This is a genomic window from Pseudomonas sp. TE3728 (genome assembly GCF_056279145.1).
The window spans coordinates 6,119,920-6,133,507 of record NZ_JBWBQT010000001.1; the positions used below are offsets into that span (position 1 = coordinate 6,119,920).

At 59.1% G+C, this 13,588-nt stretch carries 15 protein-coding genes; 3 read left to right on the top strand and 12 right to left on the bottom strand.

Annotated elements, in window-relative coordinates; translation table 11 throughout:
- Positions 1-101 precede the first annotated feature (101 nt).
- From ACZ89R_RS27070 to ACZ89R_RS27095, 6 genes are all read right to left on the bottom strand, one after another.
- Complete coding sequence (locus ACZ89R_RS27070) at positions 102-755, bottom strand: HAD family hydrolase (protein ID WP_429547551.1); 654 nt, start codon at positions 753-755, stop codon at positions 102-104.
- Positions 756-789: 34 nt separating this feature from the next.
- Entirely contained in the window at positions 790-1,779 is a 990-nt protein-coding gene (locus tag ACZ89R_RS27075) for an ABC transporter ATP-binding protein (RefSeq protein ID WP_007898867.1), read from the bottom strand.
- A complete protein-coding gene (locus ACZ89R_RS27080) occupies positions 1,776-2,576 on the bottom strand; it encodes an ABC transporter permease (protein ID WP_218394252.1) in 801 nt (266 codons plus the stop codon). The genes ACZ89R_RS27075 and ACZ89R_RS27080 overlap by 4 nt, the downstream gene beginning before the upstream one ends.
- Positions 2,563-3,399, bottom strand: a complete 837-nt coding sequence (locus tag ACZ89R_RS27085) for an ABC transporter permease (protein WP_192347014.1) — start codon at positions 3,397-3,399, stop codon at positions 2,563-2,565. Before ACZ89R_RS27085 ends, ACZ89R_RS27080 begins: the two co-directional genes overlap by 14 nt.
- A gap of 5 nt (positions 3,400-3,404) precedes the next feature.
- The gene (locus ACZ89R_RS27090) at positions 3,405-4,211 is read right to left on the bottom strand and encodes an alkaline phosphatase family protein (RefSeq protein WP_429547550.1); all 807 of its coding nucleotides are present in this window, start codon (positions 4,209-4,211) and stop codon (positions 3,405-3,407) included.
- A 247-nt stretch (positions 4,212-4,458) separates the two neighbouring features.
- On the bottom strand, positions 4,459-5,523 hold the full coding sequence (locus ACZ89R_RS27095) for an ABC transporter substrate-binding protein (RefSeq protein WP_429547549.1): 1,065 nt from the start codon (positions 5,521-5,523) through the stop codon (positions 4,459-4,461).
- A 350-nt stretch (positions 5,524-5,873) separates the two neighbouring features.
- Between ACZ89R_RS27095 and ACZ89R_RS27100 the strand changes: the two genes are divergently transcribed.
- Positions 5,874-6,587, top strand: coding sequence for a UTRA domain-containing protein (locus ACZ89R_RS27100; RefSeq protein WP_429547548.1), 714 nt, complete (start codon positions 5,874-5,876; stop codon positions 6,585-6,587).
- Positions 6,588-6,652: 65 nt separating this feature from the next.
- Here the strand turns inward: ACZ89R_RS27100 and ACZ89R_RS27105 are convergent, their stop codons facing one another.
- From ACZ89R_RS27105 to minC, 6 genes are all read right to left on the bottom strand, one after another.
- The gene (locus ACZ89R_RS27105; RefSeq protein WP_429547547.1) at positions 6,653-6,829 is read right to left on the bottom strand and encodes a hypothetical protein; all 177 of its coding nucleotides are present in this window, start codon (positions 6,827-6,829) and stop codon (positions 6,653-6,655) included.
- A 145-nt stretch (positions 6,830-6,974) separates the two neighbouring features.
- Positions 6,975-8,264: a M18 family aminopeptidase gene (locus ACZ89R_RS27110; protein WP_123496236.1), complete on the bottom strand. Its 1,290-nt coding sequence runs from the start codon at positions 8,262-8,264 to the stop codon at positions 6,975-6,977.
- Between the two features lie 238 nt (positions 8,265-8,502).
- Positions 8,503-9,138, bottom strand: coding sequence for an RluA family pseudouridine synthase (locus ACZ89R_RS27115; protein ID WP_429547546.1), 636 nt, complete (start codon positions 9,136-9,138; stop codon positions 8,503-8,505).
- Positions 9,139-9,317: 179 nt separating this feature from the next.
- The gene (minE, locus tag ACZ89R_RS27120) at positions 9,318-9,572 is read right to left on the bottom strand and encodes a cell division topological specificity factor MinE (RefSeq protein WP_007898843.1); all 255 of its coding nucleotides are present in this window, start codon (positions 9,570-9,572) and stop codon (positions 9,318-9,320) included.
- Positions 9,572-10,384: a septum site-determining protein MinD gene (gene minD, locus ACZ89R_RS27125; protein WP_007898841.1), complete on the bottom strand. Its 813-nt coding sequence runs from the start codon at positions 10,382-10,384 to the stop codon at positions 9,572-9,574. The genes minE and minD overlap by 1 nt, the downstream gene beginning before the upstream one ends.
- Positions 10,385-10,585: 201 nt before the next feature.
- A complete protein-coding gene (gene minC / locus ACZ89R_RS27130; RefSeq protein WP_032830770.1) occupies positions 10,586-11,323 on the bottom strand; it encodes a septum site-determining protein MinC in 738 nt (245 codons plus the stop codon).
- Positions 11,324-11,441: 118 nt separating this feature from the next.
- On the opposite strand from minC, the gene ACZ89R_RS27135 reads away from it, so the two are divergent.
- Entirely contained in the window at positions 11,442-12,374 is a 933-nt protein-coding gene (locus ACZ89R_RS27135) for a lipid A biosynthesis lauroyl acyltransferase (RefSeq protein ID WP_429377391.1), read from the top strand.
- A gap of 35 nt (positions 12,375-12,409) precedes the next feature.
- Complete coding sequence (locus ACZ89R_RS27140) at positions 12,410-13,564, top strand: patatin-like phospholipase family protein (protein WP_429547545.1); 1,155 nt, start codon at positions 12,410-12,412, stop codon at positions 13,562-13,564.
- The last annotated feature ends 24 nt before the right edge of the window (positions 13,565-13,588 follow it).

Consider the following 13,588-nt stretch of genomic DNA (forward strand, 5'->3'; position numbering starts at 1 on the left):
AGCCAAAAGATCGCAGCCTCGCTTCGCTCGACAGCTCCTACAGGTGTAAACAACCCATTTGTAGGAGCTGTCGAGCGAAGCGAGGCTGCGATCTTTTGCTTTTACTTCCAGATATGGATCGGCCAACCGGCCTTTTCGGCGTGCTCAAGCAGGACCGGATCCGGATTCACCACGTGTGGGAAATCCACCTTCAGCAGCAGCGGCAAATCGTTGCGTGAGTCGGAATAGAAACTCGCGCCTTCCAGGTTTTCCTCTTCGGCATCCAGCCATTCCAGCAACCGGGTGATCTTGCCTTCGCGGTAGGTCAGGGTGCCAACGGTGTGGCCGCTGTACACCCCATGCAGCAGTTCCAGCTCGATGCCGAGAATCTCGTCAATGCCCAAGCGGTCGGCAATTGGCTTGACCAAATGCGTGCCCGAGGCCGAGATCACCAGGATCCGGTCGCCGGCCTTGCGGTGGGCGGCAATGGCTTTGGTGGCGTCGCTGAAGATGATCGGCTCGATGAAGTCTTCTACCCAAGGCGCGACCAAGTGCTCGAGCTCTTGCGGCGTGCGACCGATCATCGGTTCCAGACTGAAGGTCATGTACTCCTCCATCCGCAACTTGCCGTGGCTGTAAGCGTCCATCAGTTCGTTGTTCTGACGCATGAACGACTCGGGATCGACCCAGCCCAGGCGCCCCATTTGCTCGCTCCAGAGGGTGGCGCAGTCGCCGTGGATCAGGGTTTCGTCCAGATCAAAAATTGCCAGGGCCATCAGTGCAGTTCTCTCTTCAACATCAGCAAGGTCATCAGGCTACCTCACACAGGGCCGTCGGATCGATGGAAAGTGCCAGGCGCTGACCATCGGGATGCAGGTCGGCCGCCGAACGGTTCAGCACATCCACCACCAATTCCACGCCCCGGGCTTCGACCCGATAGCGAATCACGTTGCCCAACAGGCTGTGGCTGCGAATCTGCGCGTCGAGTTCGCCGTTCAGGCTCAGTTCAATGGCTTCCGGGCGAATGGCGAGGCGGTGGGTGATCGGTCGTTGCAACAACTTGCTGGCGCTGTCGGCATCCAGCAAGTTGTAGTTGCCGATGAAGCCTGCGGCAAACACATCGACTGGCGCGGTGTAGAGGGTTTCGGCATCGCCGCTCTGTACGATCTTTCCCTGATTCATCAGGAAGATTCGGTCAGACATGGTCAGGGCTTCTTCCTGATCGTGAGTGACGAAGATCGTGGTCAGACCGAGTTCGCGCTGGATCTGACGGATCTGTTCGCGCAGGTGCTTGCGAATCCGCGCGTCTAGCGCCGACAGCGGCTCATCCAGCAACAGCAACCGAGGCCGGGTCACCAGCGAGCGAGCCAGGGCGACACGCTGGCACTGGCCACCGGACAGTTGATGCGGGTAACGGGCGGCGAAGTCATTGAGCTCCACCAGTGCCAGCACTTCGGCGACGCGCTTGTGGCTGTCGTCCGCGTTGACCTTCTGCATGCGCAAACCGAAGGCGACGTTCTGCTCCACCGTCATGTTCGGGAACAGCGCATAACTCTGGAACACCATGCCGATCCCGCGTTTTTGCGGGCTCAGTGGGACGAGGTCCTGACCTTCCAGCAGGATCTTGCCGCCGTCCACCGAGGTCAGGCCGGCGATGCAACGCAGCAGGGTGGACTTGCCGCAACCGGACGGGCCGAGAAGCGTGACGAATTCGCCTTTCTTGATTTCGCAGTTGATGTCGCTGAATACGGTAGTTCCAGAGTAATTTTTCTGAAGGTGTTGGACGCTGACATAGCTCATTCGCTTTTGTCCTTGTTCAAGATATTGGCCGCCCAGGTCAGAACCAGCACAAAGAAGAAGTAGGAGATCACCAGCGCACTGGTGAAGTGGCCGCTGCTGTTACGCATATTGTTGAGGTAGACCTGCAGGGTTTCGTAGCGGGTGCCGACGAGGATGTTGGCGAACACGAACTCACCGAACAGGAACGAGAACGACAGCAGCAACGCCACCATCAAACCCTTGCGCAGGTTCGGCAGCACCACCAGGAATGCCGCTTGCCAAGTGCTGGCGCCGAGCAGTTGTGCGGAGTCCATCAGGTCGTGCAGGTTGATCGCTTGCAGGTTATTGGTGATCGCCCGGTACATGAACGGCAGCGCCACGGTGAAGTAGCAACCAATCAGAATCCACGGCGTGCCGACCATCGCGAACGGCCCCGAGCCATAGAGCTGCAACAACCCCACCGACGACACCACCGGCGGCACCGCGAAAGGCAGCAGGATCAGAATGTTCATCAACGCGTCGAGTTTCGGGAAGTGGTAATGCACCACGAACAGCAGCGGCAGAATCAGCACCACCGACAGAATCAGCGAGCCGACGCAGACCAGCAAGGACTGACCGAATGCGTCGAGAAAGCGCGGATCGCTCCACAGCTGGAGGTACCACTTGAAGGTAAAACCGCTGGGCATGATCGTCGCGGACCAACTGCTGGAAATCGAGTAGATCAATGTTCCGAGCAGCGGCAACAGCAGAATGGCAAACAGCAAATACACCACGACGCGGTGATAGACACCGACGGGCCCCAGTTCAACGCGAGACATGGTAGCTCCTCTTCAACAGCAACTGATGCACGATAGTTACCAGGGTCATCAACGCCACGAGCACCACGGCCAAGGCGCTGGCCAGGTTCGGGTCCAGGGAAATGTCGCCGGAAACCATTGCCGCGATGCGGATCGGCAACACGTTGAAGTTGCCGGTGGTCAGGGCGTAGACCGTGGCGTACGCGCCGAGGGCGTTGGCCAGCAGGATTACGAATGTGCCCAGCAGCGCTGGGGTCAGTACCGGTAAACCGATGTGCCGCCAGAATTGCCAGCCATTGGCACCGAGCAACTCGGCAGACTCACGCCAGTCTTCGCGCAGGGCATCGAAAGCCGGGTAGAGCAGCAGCACGCCCAGGGGAATCTGGAAGTAGGTGTAGAGAATGATCAGACCGGTTTTCGAGTACAGGTTGAAGTCCTGAATGATCCCCGCCTGTTTCAACATGATGGTGAAGGTGCCGTTGAACCCCAGCAAAATGATGAACGCAAAAGCCAGGGGCACGCCGGCGAAGTTGCTGGTCATGTTGGCGAAGGCGTTGACGAAGTTGCGCAGCTTCGAATCGACCCGGCGCAAGGAGTAGGCGCCGAGTACGGCGATGATGATGCCAAACACGCTGGACCAGAAACTGATCTCGAGGCTGTACTGGATCGCCTGCAGATAGAACTTCGAATTGAAGATTTTGCTGAAGTTGGCCAGGCCCCAGCCGAACTCTTCCGATTCCAGGCTGTTGATCATTACCCAGAGCAGCGGGGCGATCTGGAATACGAAGAAGAAAATCGCGAAGGGCACCAGGCACAAAGCGGCCAGCCATTTACCGCGGGTCATGGCATTCACTTGAGCAGCTCCCGGCACACAGGTTTGTCGTGGGGCACGCCCAGCAGTTCGCAGACGGTGCCGCAGATTTCGGTCTGTTTCGGCGCGGCGTTTTGGTTGAAGCTGAAGGCATCGCCGAGGACGAACAACGGCACTTCGCGTTCTTCGGGCAGCAGGCCGTTGTGCGAGCGGTCGTTGTTCATGCCGTGGTCAGCCGTCACCAGCACCTGGTAACCGGCGTCGAGCCAGCCCTGCAGGTAATCGGCAAGGATGATGTCGGCTGAGCGAGCGCTGTTGCGGTACTGCGAGGTGTCGAGGCCGTGCTTGTGCCCGGCGTCGTCGATGTTCATGGGGTGGACCAATAAAAAGTTCGGCTCGTGGCGCAGGCGCAGGTGTTCCGCGTCGGCGAACAGGTGCGAGTCCGGGTAGTGGTCGTTCCAGTAGAAATGACCGTGCTGGATCGGCAGTTTGGGGTCATCGGTATGACGATCCCGGGCGGCCATGAACGGGGAACGGTTATACAACTCGCTGACCCAGTGATAAGCCGCGGCGGCGGTTTTCAGGCCGGCGTCGGTGGCGTAGTGATAGATGCTGCGCTGGTTGGACAGGCGTGAGACGTTGTTGTGAACGATACCGCTGACGATCGGCGTAACGCCGGTCAGGATGCATTCATAAAGTGGTCGGGACAGGGCCGGCAGTTCGCACTCCAGCTTGTAGAGTGCCGCGCGTCCTGCGCCAACGTAAGCCTGCAGATGCCCCATGGCGTGGCGCGCGACTTCGTAATTGAGGCCGTCGAGCACGACAAGGATGACGTTGTGCTTCATAGGGCTGGGACTCCGCAAAACAGATGATTCAAATACGCAACCAATCCCCTGTGGGAGCGGGCTTATGTGGCGAGGGGGCTTGCCTGTGGCGAGGGAGCTTGCTCCCGTTGGGCTGCGAAGCGGCCCCAAAAAAGGAACTGCTGCGCAGTTCAACGGGAGCAAGCTCCCTCGCCACAAAAGCCTCCTCACCATAAGCCCACTCCCACACTGGATCTTCATTGGGTACCCAGTGTGGGGATCTACCGTGTTACGGCATATTGATAATGACTTCTTCCTGCCACTTCTGCGGCAGCGACTTGGAGGTCTTTTCCCATGCATCGGCATCTTTGATCGGCGTGACCTTTTTGTACTGCTCGTTAGGCAGCAGTTTGGCTTTGACCTCTTGCGGCAACTTCAGATGCTCGGCGCGGATCGGACGGGCGTTGCCTTTCGCCAGGTTGATTTGGCCGGCATCGCTGAAGATGTATTCGCGGGTCAGCTTGGCGGCGTTTGGGTTCTTCGCGTATTTGTTGATGATGGTGGTGTAACCGGAAATCACCGAGCCGTCGGATGGAATCAGCACGATGTAGTCATCCGGATTCGCCATCTTGGCCTTGTAGCTCAAACCGTTGAAGTCCCAGACCACACCGACTTCGATTTCACCCTTTTCCATGGTGGCGATCGTCGGGTTGGCCATGGACAGGCGGCCTTGCTTGGCGATGTCAGCGAACAGCAACAGGGCTGGCTGAATGTTTTTCTCGTCACCACCGTTGGCGAGGGCGGCGGCCAGTACACCGTTGGCCGCTTGTGCCGCGGTGCTCACGTCACCGATAGAGACTTTGTACTTGCCAGTCTTGAGGTCGGCCCATTTGGTCGGCGCTTCAGAACCGTGCAGCAGCTTTTTGTTGATGATGAACGCGATGCTGCCGGTGTAGGCCAGCGCCCAGTTACCGTCCTTGTCCTTGGCCCAGTCCGGAATCTGTTCCCAGGTGGTGGGTTTGTAAGGTTGCACGACACCTTGCTTGACTGCGATCGGGCCGAACGCGGCACCGACGTCGCCGATGTCGGCCGTGGCGTTGTCTTTTTCGGCGGCGAACTTGGCGATTTCCTGGGCCGAGCTCATGTCGGTGTCGATGTGTTTCAGGCCATATTTCTTGGCCAGGTCTTCCCAGGTGCCTTTCCAGTTGGCCCAGTCATCGGGCATGCCGACGCTGTTGACTGCACCTTCCGCTTTCGCAGCGGCTTCCAGGGTTTTCAGATCATCCGCCGCCATGGCGGTGGTGCACAGGGCAATGGTCGAGCCTAACAGTGATGCCAGGAAAAACTGTTTCATCCGAAGCTCCTTTGGGCGTTTTCAACGCTGCGATTGCGGTTGTGTTGGTCTAGGTCAGCAATACCTGAGCCAATTTAGGCGGCTTGGATGACATTTTGATGTCGACGACCGGTCGGCCTGAATTTTCTGCGCTCGGATACGCGAGGTGCGAGATAAGCGTAGACCATGGCTAAAGAGCTGATATGAAAGGGACTTGGCCATAAAATTGCAGGTGTCTGGCGCAACCGTTCGGCGGCTTTGTCATCTGTCAGTCATATGCAGTGCCTAGGCTTGCAGGCAGTTGAAGGAACCGATTTGAATCACGGTTCTGCCCTGAATCAGTGCTGGTCTAGTCCAGATAGGTAACGTTGATGCGCATCGAGACCACCAAAGCGGTGACAGCCATCGGGCAGGTTCTGCAAGAACAGCTTGACCACGGTTTGTTGGCGCCCGGGAGCAAGTTGCCGGCAGAGCGCAAGCTCAGTGAGTTGTTCGGTACCACACGGATCACCGTGCGTGAGGCTTTATTGCAGCTGGAGGCCCAGGGCCAGATTTATCGCGAGGAGCGGCGCGGCTGGTTCGTGTCGCCACCAAGGCTGGCTTACAACCTGATGCAGCGCAGCCACTTTCACGCGATGGTCAGTGCGCAGGGGCGAGTGCCGTCCACCGAGGTGATCTCGGCGCGGTTGCAACCGGCATCGGCGGCGGTGTGTGCCTGGTTGCAGTTGCCGGCGCTGTCGAGCGTGATTCAGATTTGCCGCTCGCGACGGATTGACGGGCGATTGGTGTTGTATGTGGAGCACTACCTGAACCCGCAGTTTTTCCCGGGGATTCTGGACTTCGACCTGAATCAGTCGATCACCGAACTGTATGCACGGCATTACGACTTGCATTACGGGCGGGTGCGCTTCGAGATTGTGCCGACGGCGTTGTCGGTGGACGCCGCAGCGGCTTTACGGGTGTCGGTGGGCAGCCCGGGGTTGCGGATTGCCCGGGTCAATTACGATCAGCACGAACGACTGATCGATTGTGACCTGGAGTTCTGGCGCCATGATGCGATTCATGTCGGGGTGGATGTGGTGTAGGACACACATTCACCTGCACATCACTTGGCGAGCCCGTCAAATCAATGCGAGCCAGGCGCGAGGATTTATTCGTTGAGTTTGGCGAGGATCTTGTAGATCACAGTGGCGAGGATCATCAGCATGCCAACCCACATCGCGAACACACCGGCATTCTTGTCGCGAAAGTTGAAGCCGATGGCCAGCATGATCATCCCGGTAAGAATCGGGATCAGCATGGCGTGGAACGAAGACAACGAGATCATGGTGACAGCCTTGTCGGAGAGGGGTACTGCAAGTCTAGGCGGCTTTCGGATGAGCGGTGGTGATGTGAGTCAGAAGTGAGTCAGAAGCAGCGCAATCCGTGTGGGAGCGAGCAAGCCCGCTCCCACAGATTGCGATTCGCTCGGACTACGGCAATTCGCGGCAGGCGTAAAACGCGCTCAGCACTTTGACCAGATGCGCCAGGTCATGGCTGCCGCACAACTCACGGATCGAGTGCATGGCGAACGTCGGCAAACCGATGTCCACAGTGCGCACGCCCAGGTGGCTGGCGGTGATCGGGCCGATGGTCGAGCCGCAGCCCATGTCGCTGCGTACCACGAAGCTCTGCACCGGCACTTCTTCGGCCATGCACAAATGGCGGAAGAACCCGGCGGTTTCGCTGTTGGTGGCATAGCGCTGATTGCTGTTGACCTTGATCACCGGGCCGGCGTTGAGTTTCGGGCCGTGGTTGGCATCGTGCTTGTCCGCATAGTTCGGGTGCATGCCGTGGGCGTTGTCGGCCGAAACCAGCAGGGATTTCTGAATGGTCCGTACGAATTCATCCCCTTCGGGCAACAGACGACGCAGGGTTTGCTCAAGCATCGGGCCGTCGGCGCCACAGGCCGAGCAGGAACCGACTTCTTCGTGATCGTTGCAGACCAGCACGCAGGTTTCGTCGGTTTCGGTCGTCAGCAAAGCTTGCAGGCCGGCGTAGCACGACAGCAAGTTATCGAGGCGCGCACCCGCAATAAAATCGCCATGCAGGCCAATGACCGCTGCGCTTTGGGTGTCGTAGAAGCTCAGCTCGTAATCAAGCACTACGTCAGCGTTCAGGCCGTGTTCGCGGGCCAGTTGATCGGTGAGCACGGCGCGAAAGTCCACGCGCTCGTCACCGGCGAATTGCGCGAGGATCGGCGGCAGTTCTGTCTGGGCATTGATCGCCCAGCCCATATTGGCTTCACGGTTGAGGTGAATGGCCAGGTTCGGGATGATCGCGATCGGTGCCTTGAAGTCGATCAACTGGCTCTCGACCTTGCCGTCGCGGCGGAAGGTTACGCGACCGGCCAGAGACAGATCACGGTCGAACCACGGTGCCAGCAGTGCACCGCCATAGACTTCGACACCCAGTTGCCAGAAGCCCTGGCGTTGCAGTTCCGGCTGGGGTTTGACCCGCAGGCATGGGCTATCGGTGTGCGCGCCGACCAGACGGATGCCGCCGTGCAGAGGCGAATGACGGCCCATTTTGAACGCGACGATCGAAGAGTCATTACGGGTGACGTAGTAACGACCATGGGCTTCAGTGGTCCATGGCTCACGTTCGTCGAGGCGCATGAAACCGGCCGCTTCCAGGCGCTGAACTAGGCTGGCGGTGGCATGGAACGGGGTAGGGGAGGCCTTGAGGAAGTCGATCAGGCCTTGGTTCAACTCTTCGCGCATAAGAAACTCCAGACAGCAGTGGCGCCAGTTTAACGTATTGAAAGCGCAAAGTGCGGTGGGCTGTTACGCGTGCAGAGTGAGACTCAATGTGGCGAGGGAGCTTGCTCCCGCTCGGCTGCGTAGCAGCCGCAAATCCTGCTTGCACGGTGTGCCCGGCAGGATACGGTCGCTGGTTTTGGGAGCGCTCCGCACTCCAGCGGGAGCAAGCTCCCTCGCCACAGAAACCTGTTCGCCACAGTTAAAACGGTGCAGGGCACTCGAAGCGCAGGCGTTCGCCTGTCTGGGGATGAGTGAAACTGAGCATACTCGCATGCAGGCACAAGCGCGGCCAGGCGGCCAAGGCTTGCGGGTGGGCATAGAGCCCGTCACCCAGCAGCGGGTGGCCGATGGAGAGCATGTGCACGCGCAACTGGTGAGAGCGGCCGGTGATCGGCGTCAGTTCGACGCGGCACCAGTCGCCACAACGCTCCAGCACACGCCAGAACGTCAGGGCATGCTTGCCAAACTCGTGGTCCACCACATGGCGTGGCTTGGTCGGTGGGTCGTAGCGCAGGGGCAGGTCGATGCTGCCGCTGTCCAGTTCCGGTTGTCCCCAGCACAGGGCGGTGTAGGCTTTTTCGGTTTCGCGGTCGTGAAATTGCCGAGACAGCTCGCGATGAGTGTCCGGGTCACGGGCCAACAGAATGATACCGGACGTTTCCCAGTCCAGACGATGGACGATTCGCGCTTCCGGGTAGCCGTTTTCTTGCAGGCGCGTAATCAGGCAGTCCTTGTTGTCATCGGCCCGGCCGGGGACGGAGAGCAACAGGGTCGGTTTGTCCACCACCAGTACGGCGGCGTCCTGATGAATGATGCGGATGTTGGACAACGGCATTAAAACAGCCTCGTAACAAACGCCAACGGCGACTCAGAACCCTAATGCCCAATATAGGCGCTGCCGCAGGCTGCGATCTTTTGATTTTGCTTTTAAAACAAGATCAAAAGATCGCAGCCTGCGGCAGCTCCTACAAAAGCCTGAAGGTTCTGAGCCGCCGTGGCTCCCGCCGGATCGACTCAGCGATCTGGCAGGGTGATATTGAGTTCCAGGATCGAGCAACTGCCCTGGTTTTCCAGAGCGACGTGCACGTCATCGGACCCGATATTGACGTACTTGCGGATCACTTCCACCAGTTCCTTCTGCAAGGCTGGCAGGTAATCCGGCGTACTGCGCTGGCCGCGTTCATGCGCCACGATGATCTGTAGACGCTCTTTCGCTACCGACGCGGTGCTGACCTTTTTACTGGCACGAAAGAAGTCAAAAAGGTTCATTACCTACCTCCAAAAAGTCGCTCGAAGAATCCCTTCTTCTCGACATCGAGGAAACGATGGTCCACGGTTTTACCCAGCAGGCGATCAACGGCATCGCTGTACGCCTGACCGGCGTCGCTCTGATCGTCGAGAATCACAGGTACGCCCTGGTTGGAGGCCTTGAGGACGGCTTGCGATTCCGGAATCACGCCTAGCAGGGTTACTGCGAGGATTTCCTTGACGTCTTCGACGCCGAGCATTTCACCGTTACTCACGCGTGTCGGGTTGTAGCGGGTCAGCAACAAGTGTTCCTTGATCGGGTCTTCGCCGTTTTCGGCACGACGGGACTTGCTGGCCAGCAGGCCCAGCATGCGGTCCGAGTCACGTACGGAGGAGACTTCCGGGTTGGTCACTACAATCGCTTCATCAGCGAAGTACATGGCCAGGTGGGCGCCTTTCTCGATGCCCGCCGGGGAATCACAGACGACGAATTCGAAGTCTTCCTTGAGCTGCATCAGGACCTTTTCGACGCCTTCGACAGTCAGCGCGTCTTTGTCGCGAGTCTGACTGGCGGCCAGTACGTAGAGGTTTTCCAGACGCTTGTCTTTGATCAGAGCCTGTTGCAGGTTGGCTTCGCCGTTGACCACGTTGACGAAGTCATACACCACGCGGCGCTCGCAACCCATGATCAGGTCGAGGTTACGCAAGCCGACGTCGAAGTCGACGATAACTGTTTTGTGACCGCGCAGAGCGAGGCCGGTACCGATAGCGGCGCTGGTGGTGGTCTTACCCACACCACCCTTGCCGGATGTAACCACGAGAATCTTGGCCAAGGTGTTTTACCCCTAAGGAAAAAGGACGTTTAGCCCCTGAAAAACATCTCTTGAAAAACTACTGCAGTCGGACAGCCTTGGCTGGAATCCGGTTCTGAGCGGCGTTTACCCCTGGTAAACACTGCTTTTGGCCTTTTTCCTACTTCGTTTGAGCCGTTTTCGCTACGTTTTAGAGATGCTTGGAAAATGCGGCAGTATCCGTTAAAGCCGAATGATGTTCAACACGTCGCCCGACAGGCTGACTTGTACGCCCGCGCCCCACAATGGATCACGACGCAGATCCTCGGAAACCTTGTAATGGCCAGCGATGGAGACCAGTTCAGCGGTCATTTGCTGACAGAAAATCCTGGCTTTCGTGTCACCTTTGACGCCGGCCAAGACACGACCGCGCATCGCGCCGTATACATGGATGTTCCCATCGGCGAGAAGTTCCGCCCCCGGGCTGACCGACGAAATCACCACCAAATCGCAACCCTGGGCATAAATCTGCTGGCCACCGCGTACGGGCGACGTGATGATTTTGGTCGGTTTAATGGTCGGTTCCGGTGGTTTTTCCGGTTTTTTCGCAACAGTGCCTTCGTGCGGGTCGAGCGGGCGCTCACGGGCACCGGACGGCGGCAGCACCGGCAGATCGACGGCGATGGCGGCGGCAATGTCTTCAATGCGGCTGGCACGGATCGCCAGGGTGCGCAGGCCATGCTGGCGGCAGATGCGCATCAGCCCCGGCAGATCGACCGAGGCTTCGCTGGCCGGAAGTTTGTCCAGGGCCAGGACCAGCGGCGCATTGCTGAAGAAGTTTGGCGCCTGGGCGACCTTGGCGGCCAGTTGCCGATCAAGGTTCTCAAGGTCGTTACGGGCCAGTTCCAGCACCGTAATGGCAAGCATGCTGCCCTTCAACTGGAACACGGGATCTTGGTCTAGCGGTTCGGTTTGGCTCATGGTCGGCATACAACGGCTTGTCACTAAAAGTGCCGAGACTTATAACGAGAACGCCCGCAGGCCGCAAGCCGGGTCGAACGATGTAGAATGCGCGGCCACTGTCTTGACGGAACCTTTAATGGATCGCCCGCGTTTTCGAACAGCATTTCTTTCTCCACGTTTCTGGCCGCTGTGGTGTGGCTTGGGGCTGTTGTGGCTGATTGTGCAGTTGCCATATCCGGCGTTGCTGTCGGTCGGTCGCGTCTTGGGTGCCTTGATGTATCGAGTGGCCGGCGACCGACGGCGCATTGCCAAGCGCAATCTTGAGCTGTGTTTCCCTGAAAAGTCCGCTGCCGAGCGCAAGCGTCTGCTCAAGGAAAACTTCGCCTCCACCGGCATCGCCTTCTTCGAGATGGCCATGAGCTGGTGGTGGTCGCGCAAGCGTCTGGCGAAACTGGCCCATGTCGAAGGCCTGGAGCATTTGAAGCAGGCCCAACGCGACGGCAAGGGCGTGATTCTGATGGCCGTGCATTTCACCACGCTTGAGATCGGCGCGGCGCTGCTCGGTCAGCAGCACACCATCGATGGCATGTACCGCGAACACAAGAATCCGCTGTTCGACTACATCCAGCGTCTTGGTCGCGAGCGGCACAACCTCGACTCGCTGGCGGTGGAGCGTGACGACGTGCGCGGCATGCTCAAACTGCTGCGGGCAGGCCGAGCGATCTGGTACGCACCGGATCAGGACTACGGCGCCAAGCAAAGTATCTTTGTGCCGTTGTTCGGGGTTCAGGCGGCGACCGTCACCGCCACCAGCAAGTTCGCACGGCTGGGCAAGGCACTGGTAGTGCCATTCACTCAGCAACGCCTGGCGGACGGCAGTGGTTATCGGTTGGTGATTCATGCGCCGCTCGAGGGCTTTCCCGGCGAGACGGAAGAGGCTGACTGCATTCGTATCAACCAGTGGGTCGAAAGTGCTTTGCGCGAATGTCCGGAGCAATACCTCTGGGCACATCGCCGCTTCAAGACCCGTCCACCGGGCGAGGCGAAGCTGTACGCCAAACGCGGTTGAGTCACCGATCCCTTTAAGCACCATGGAGTGTTGCGATGAGTTCTGCTGAACCGGTTACAGGGTTGATACTTTCCGGCGGCGGGGCTCGGGCGGCTTATCAGGTGGGCGTGCTGGCGGCGATTGCCGAGCTACTGCCGGTGGGCGCGGCGAATCCGTTTCCGGTGATCGTCGGTACTTCGGCTGGCGCGATCAACGCGGTCAGCCTGGCCAGTGGGGCAATGGACTTTCGCGACGCGATTCAGCGTCTGACTGCCTTCTGGCAAGGTTTTCGCAGTCATCTGGTATTGCGCAGCGACTGGCCAGGGGTGATCCATCAAGCCACCCGTTTTGTCAGTCACAATCTGATGGGGATTGGCGCTCCGGTGCCAGTGGCGCTGCTCAACAGCTCGCCGCTGCGCGGTTTGCTCAACGACAAACTGCACATGCCCGGGATTGCCGAGGCCATCGCGCAAAAGCAATTGAAGGCGGTAGCGGTCACGGCGTTTGGCTACGAGTCCGGCCAGGCCGTCACGTTTTATCAGGGTGGCGGCACCATCGAATCCTGGTTGCGCCATCGGCGAATCGGCGTGCCGACCCAATTGAGCGTCGAACATTTGCTGGCCAGTTCGGCGATTCCGTTGCTGTTTGCGCCGGTGAAAATCGGCGAAGAGTATTTTGGCGATGGCGCGGTGCGTCAATCGGCACCGATCAGCCCGGCCCTGCACCTGGGTGCCAGCCGCGTGCTGGTGGTGGGTGTCAGCGGCAACCCGCGCGGGGTCGACCCGCAACAGCCGCTGCAACGTGCCTACACAGGTCAGCAGCCGACCCTGGCCCAAATCGGCGGGCACATGCTCAACAGTACGTTCATTGACAGCCTGGAAAGTGACATCGAGTTGCTGCAGCGTCTGAATCAGTTCAGCCATCTGCTGCCCGACGGCGCGCCGAGTCGGGCATTGGGAGCAGCGCCGGTGGAGGTGCTGGTGATTTCGCCGAGTCAGCCGATCGATGAAATTGCGGCGCGGCATCGCCAGGAATTGCCGGCGGCCCTGCGTCTGTTTTTGCGCGGGCCGGGGGCGACCAAGACCAGCGGGGCAGGGGTATTGAGTTATCTGCTGTTCGAGGCGGGATATTGCAGTGAGTTGATCGATCTGGGGCGACGCGATGCGTTGGCCAAGCGGGATGAGTTGTGCCGGTTTCTGGGGGTGTCATAAAGCAAAAGATCGCAGCCTGCGGCA

Bases quoted from the DNA above. Each gene is read 5' to 3' on its own strand.
- minC (WP_032830770.1), bottom strand. From the start codon at position 11,323: ATGAGCCAAACCGAACCGCTAGACCAAGATCCCGTGTTCCAGTTGAAG.
- ACZ89R_RS27105 (WP_429547547.1), bottom strand. From the start codon at position 6,829: ATGATCTCGTTGTCTTCGTTCCACGCCATGCTGATCCCGATTCTTACC.
- ACZ89R_RS27085 (WP_192347014.1), bottom strand. From the start codon at position 3,399: ATGACCCGCGGTAAATGGCTGGCCGCTTTGTGCCTGGTGCCCTTCGCG.
- ACZ89R_RS27075 (WP_007898867.1), bottom strand. From the start codon at position 1,779: ATGAGCTATGTCAGCGTCCAACACCTTCAGAAAAATTACTCTGGAACT.
- ACZ89R_RS27080 (WP_218394252.1), bottom strand. From the start codon at position 2,576: ATGTCTCGCGTTGAACTGGGGCCCGTCGGTGTCTATCACCGCGTCGTG.
- ACZ89R_RS27115 (WP_429547546.1), bottom strand. From the start codon at position 9,138: ATGCCGTTGTCCAACATCCGCATCATTCATCAGGACGCCGCCGTACTG.
- ACZ89R_RS27070 (WP_429547551.1), bottom strand. From the start codon at position 755: ATGGCCCTGGCAATTTTTGATCTGGACGAAACCCTGATCCACGGCGAC.
- ACZ89R_RS27090 (WP_429547550.1), bottom strand. From the start codon at position 4,211: ATGAAGCACAACGTCATCCTTGTCGTGCTCGACGGCCTCAATTACGAA.
- ACZ89R_RS27095 (WP_429547549.1), bottom strand. From the start codon at position 5,523: ATGAAACAGTTTTTCCTGGCATCACTGTTAGGCTCGACCATTGCCCTG.
- ACZ89R_RS27140 (WP_429547545.1), top strand. From the start codon at position 12,410: ATGAGTTCTGCTGAACCGGTTACAGGGTTGATACTTTCCGGCGGCGGG.
- ACZ89R_RS27135 (WP_429377391.1), top strand. From the start codon at position 11,442: ATGGATCGCCCGCGTTTTCGAACAGCATTTCTTTCTCCACGTTTCTGG.
- ACZ89R_RS27100 (WP_429547548.1), top strand. From the start codon at position 5,874: ATGCGCATCGAGACCACCAAAGCGGTGACAGCCATCGGGCAGGTTCTG.
- minE (WP_007898843.1), bottom strand. From the start codon at position 9,572: ATGAACCTTTTTGACTTCTTTCGTGCCAGTAAAAAGGTCAGCACCGCG.
- ACZ89R_RS27110 (WP_123496236.1), bottom strand. From the start codon at position 8,264: ATGCGCGAAGAGTTGAACCAAGGCCTGATCGACTTCCTCAAGGCCTCC.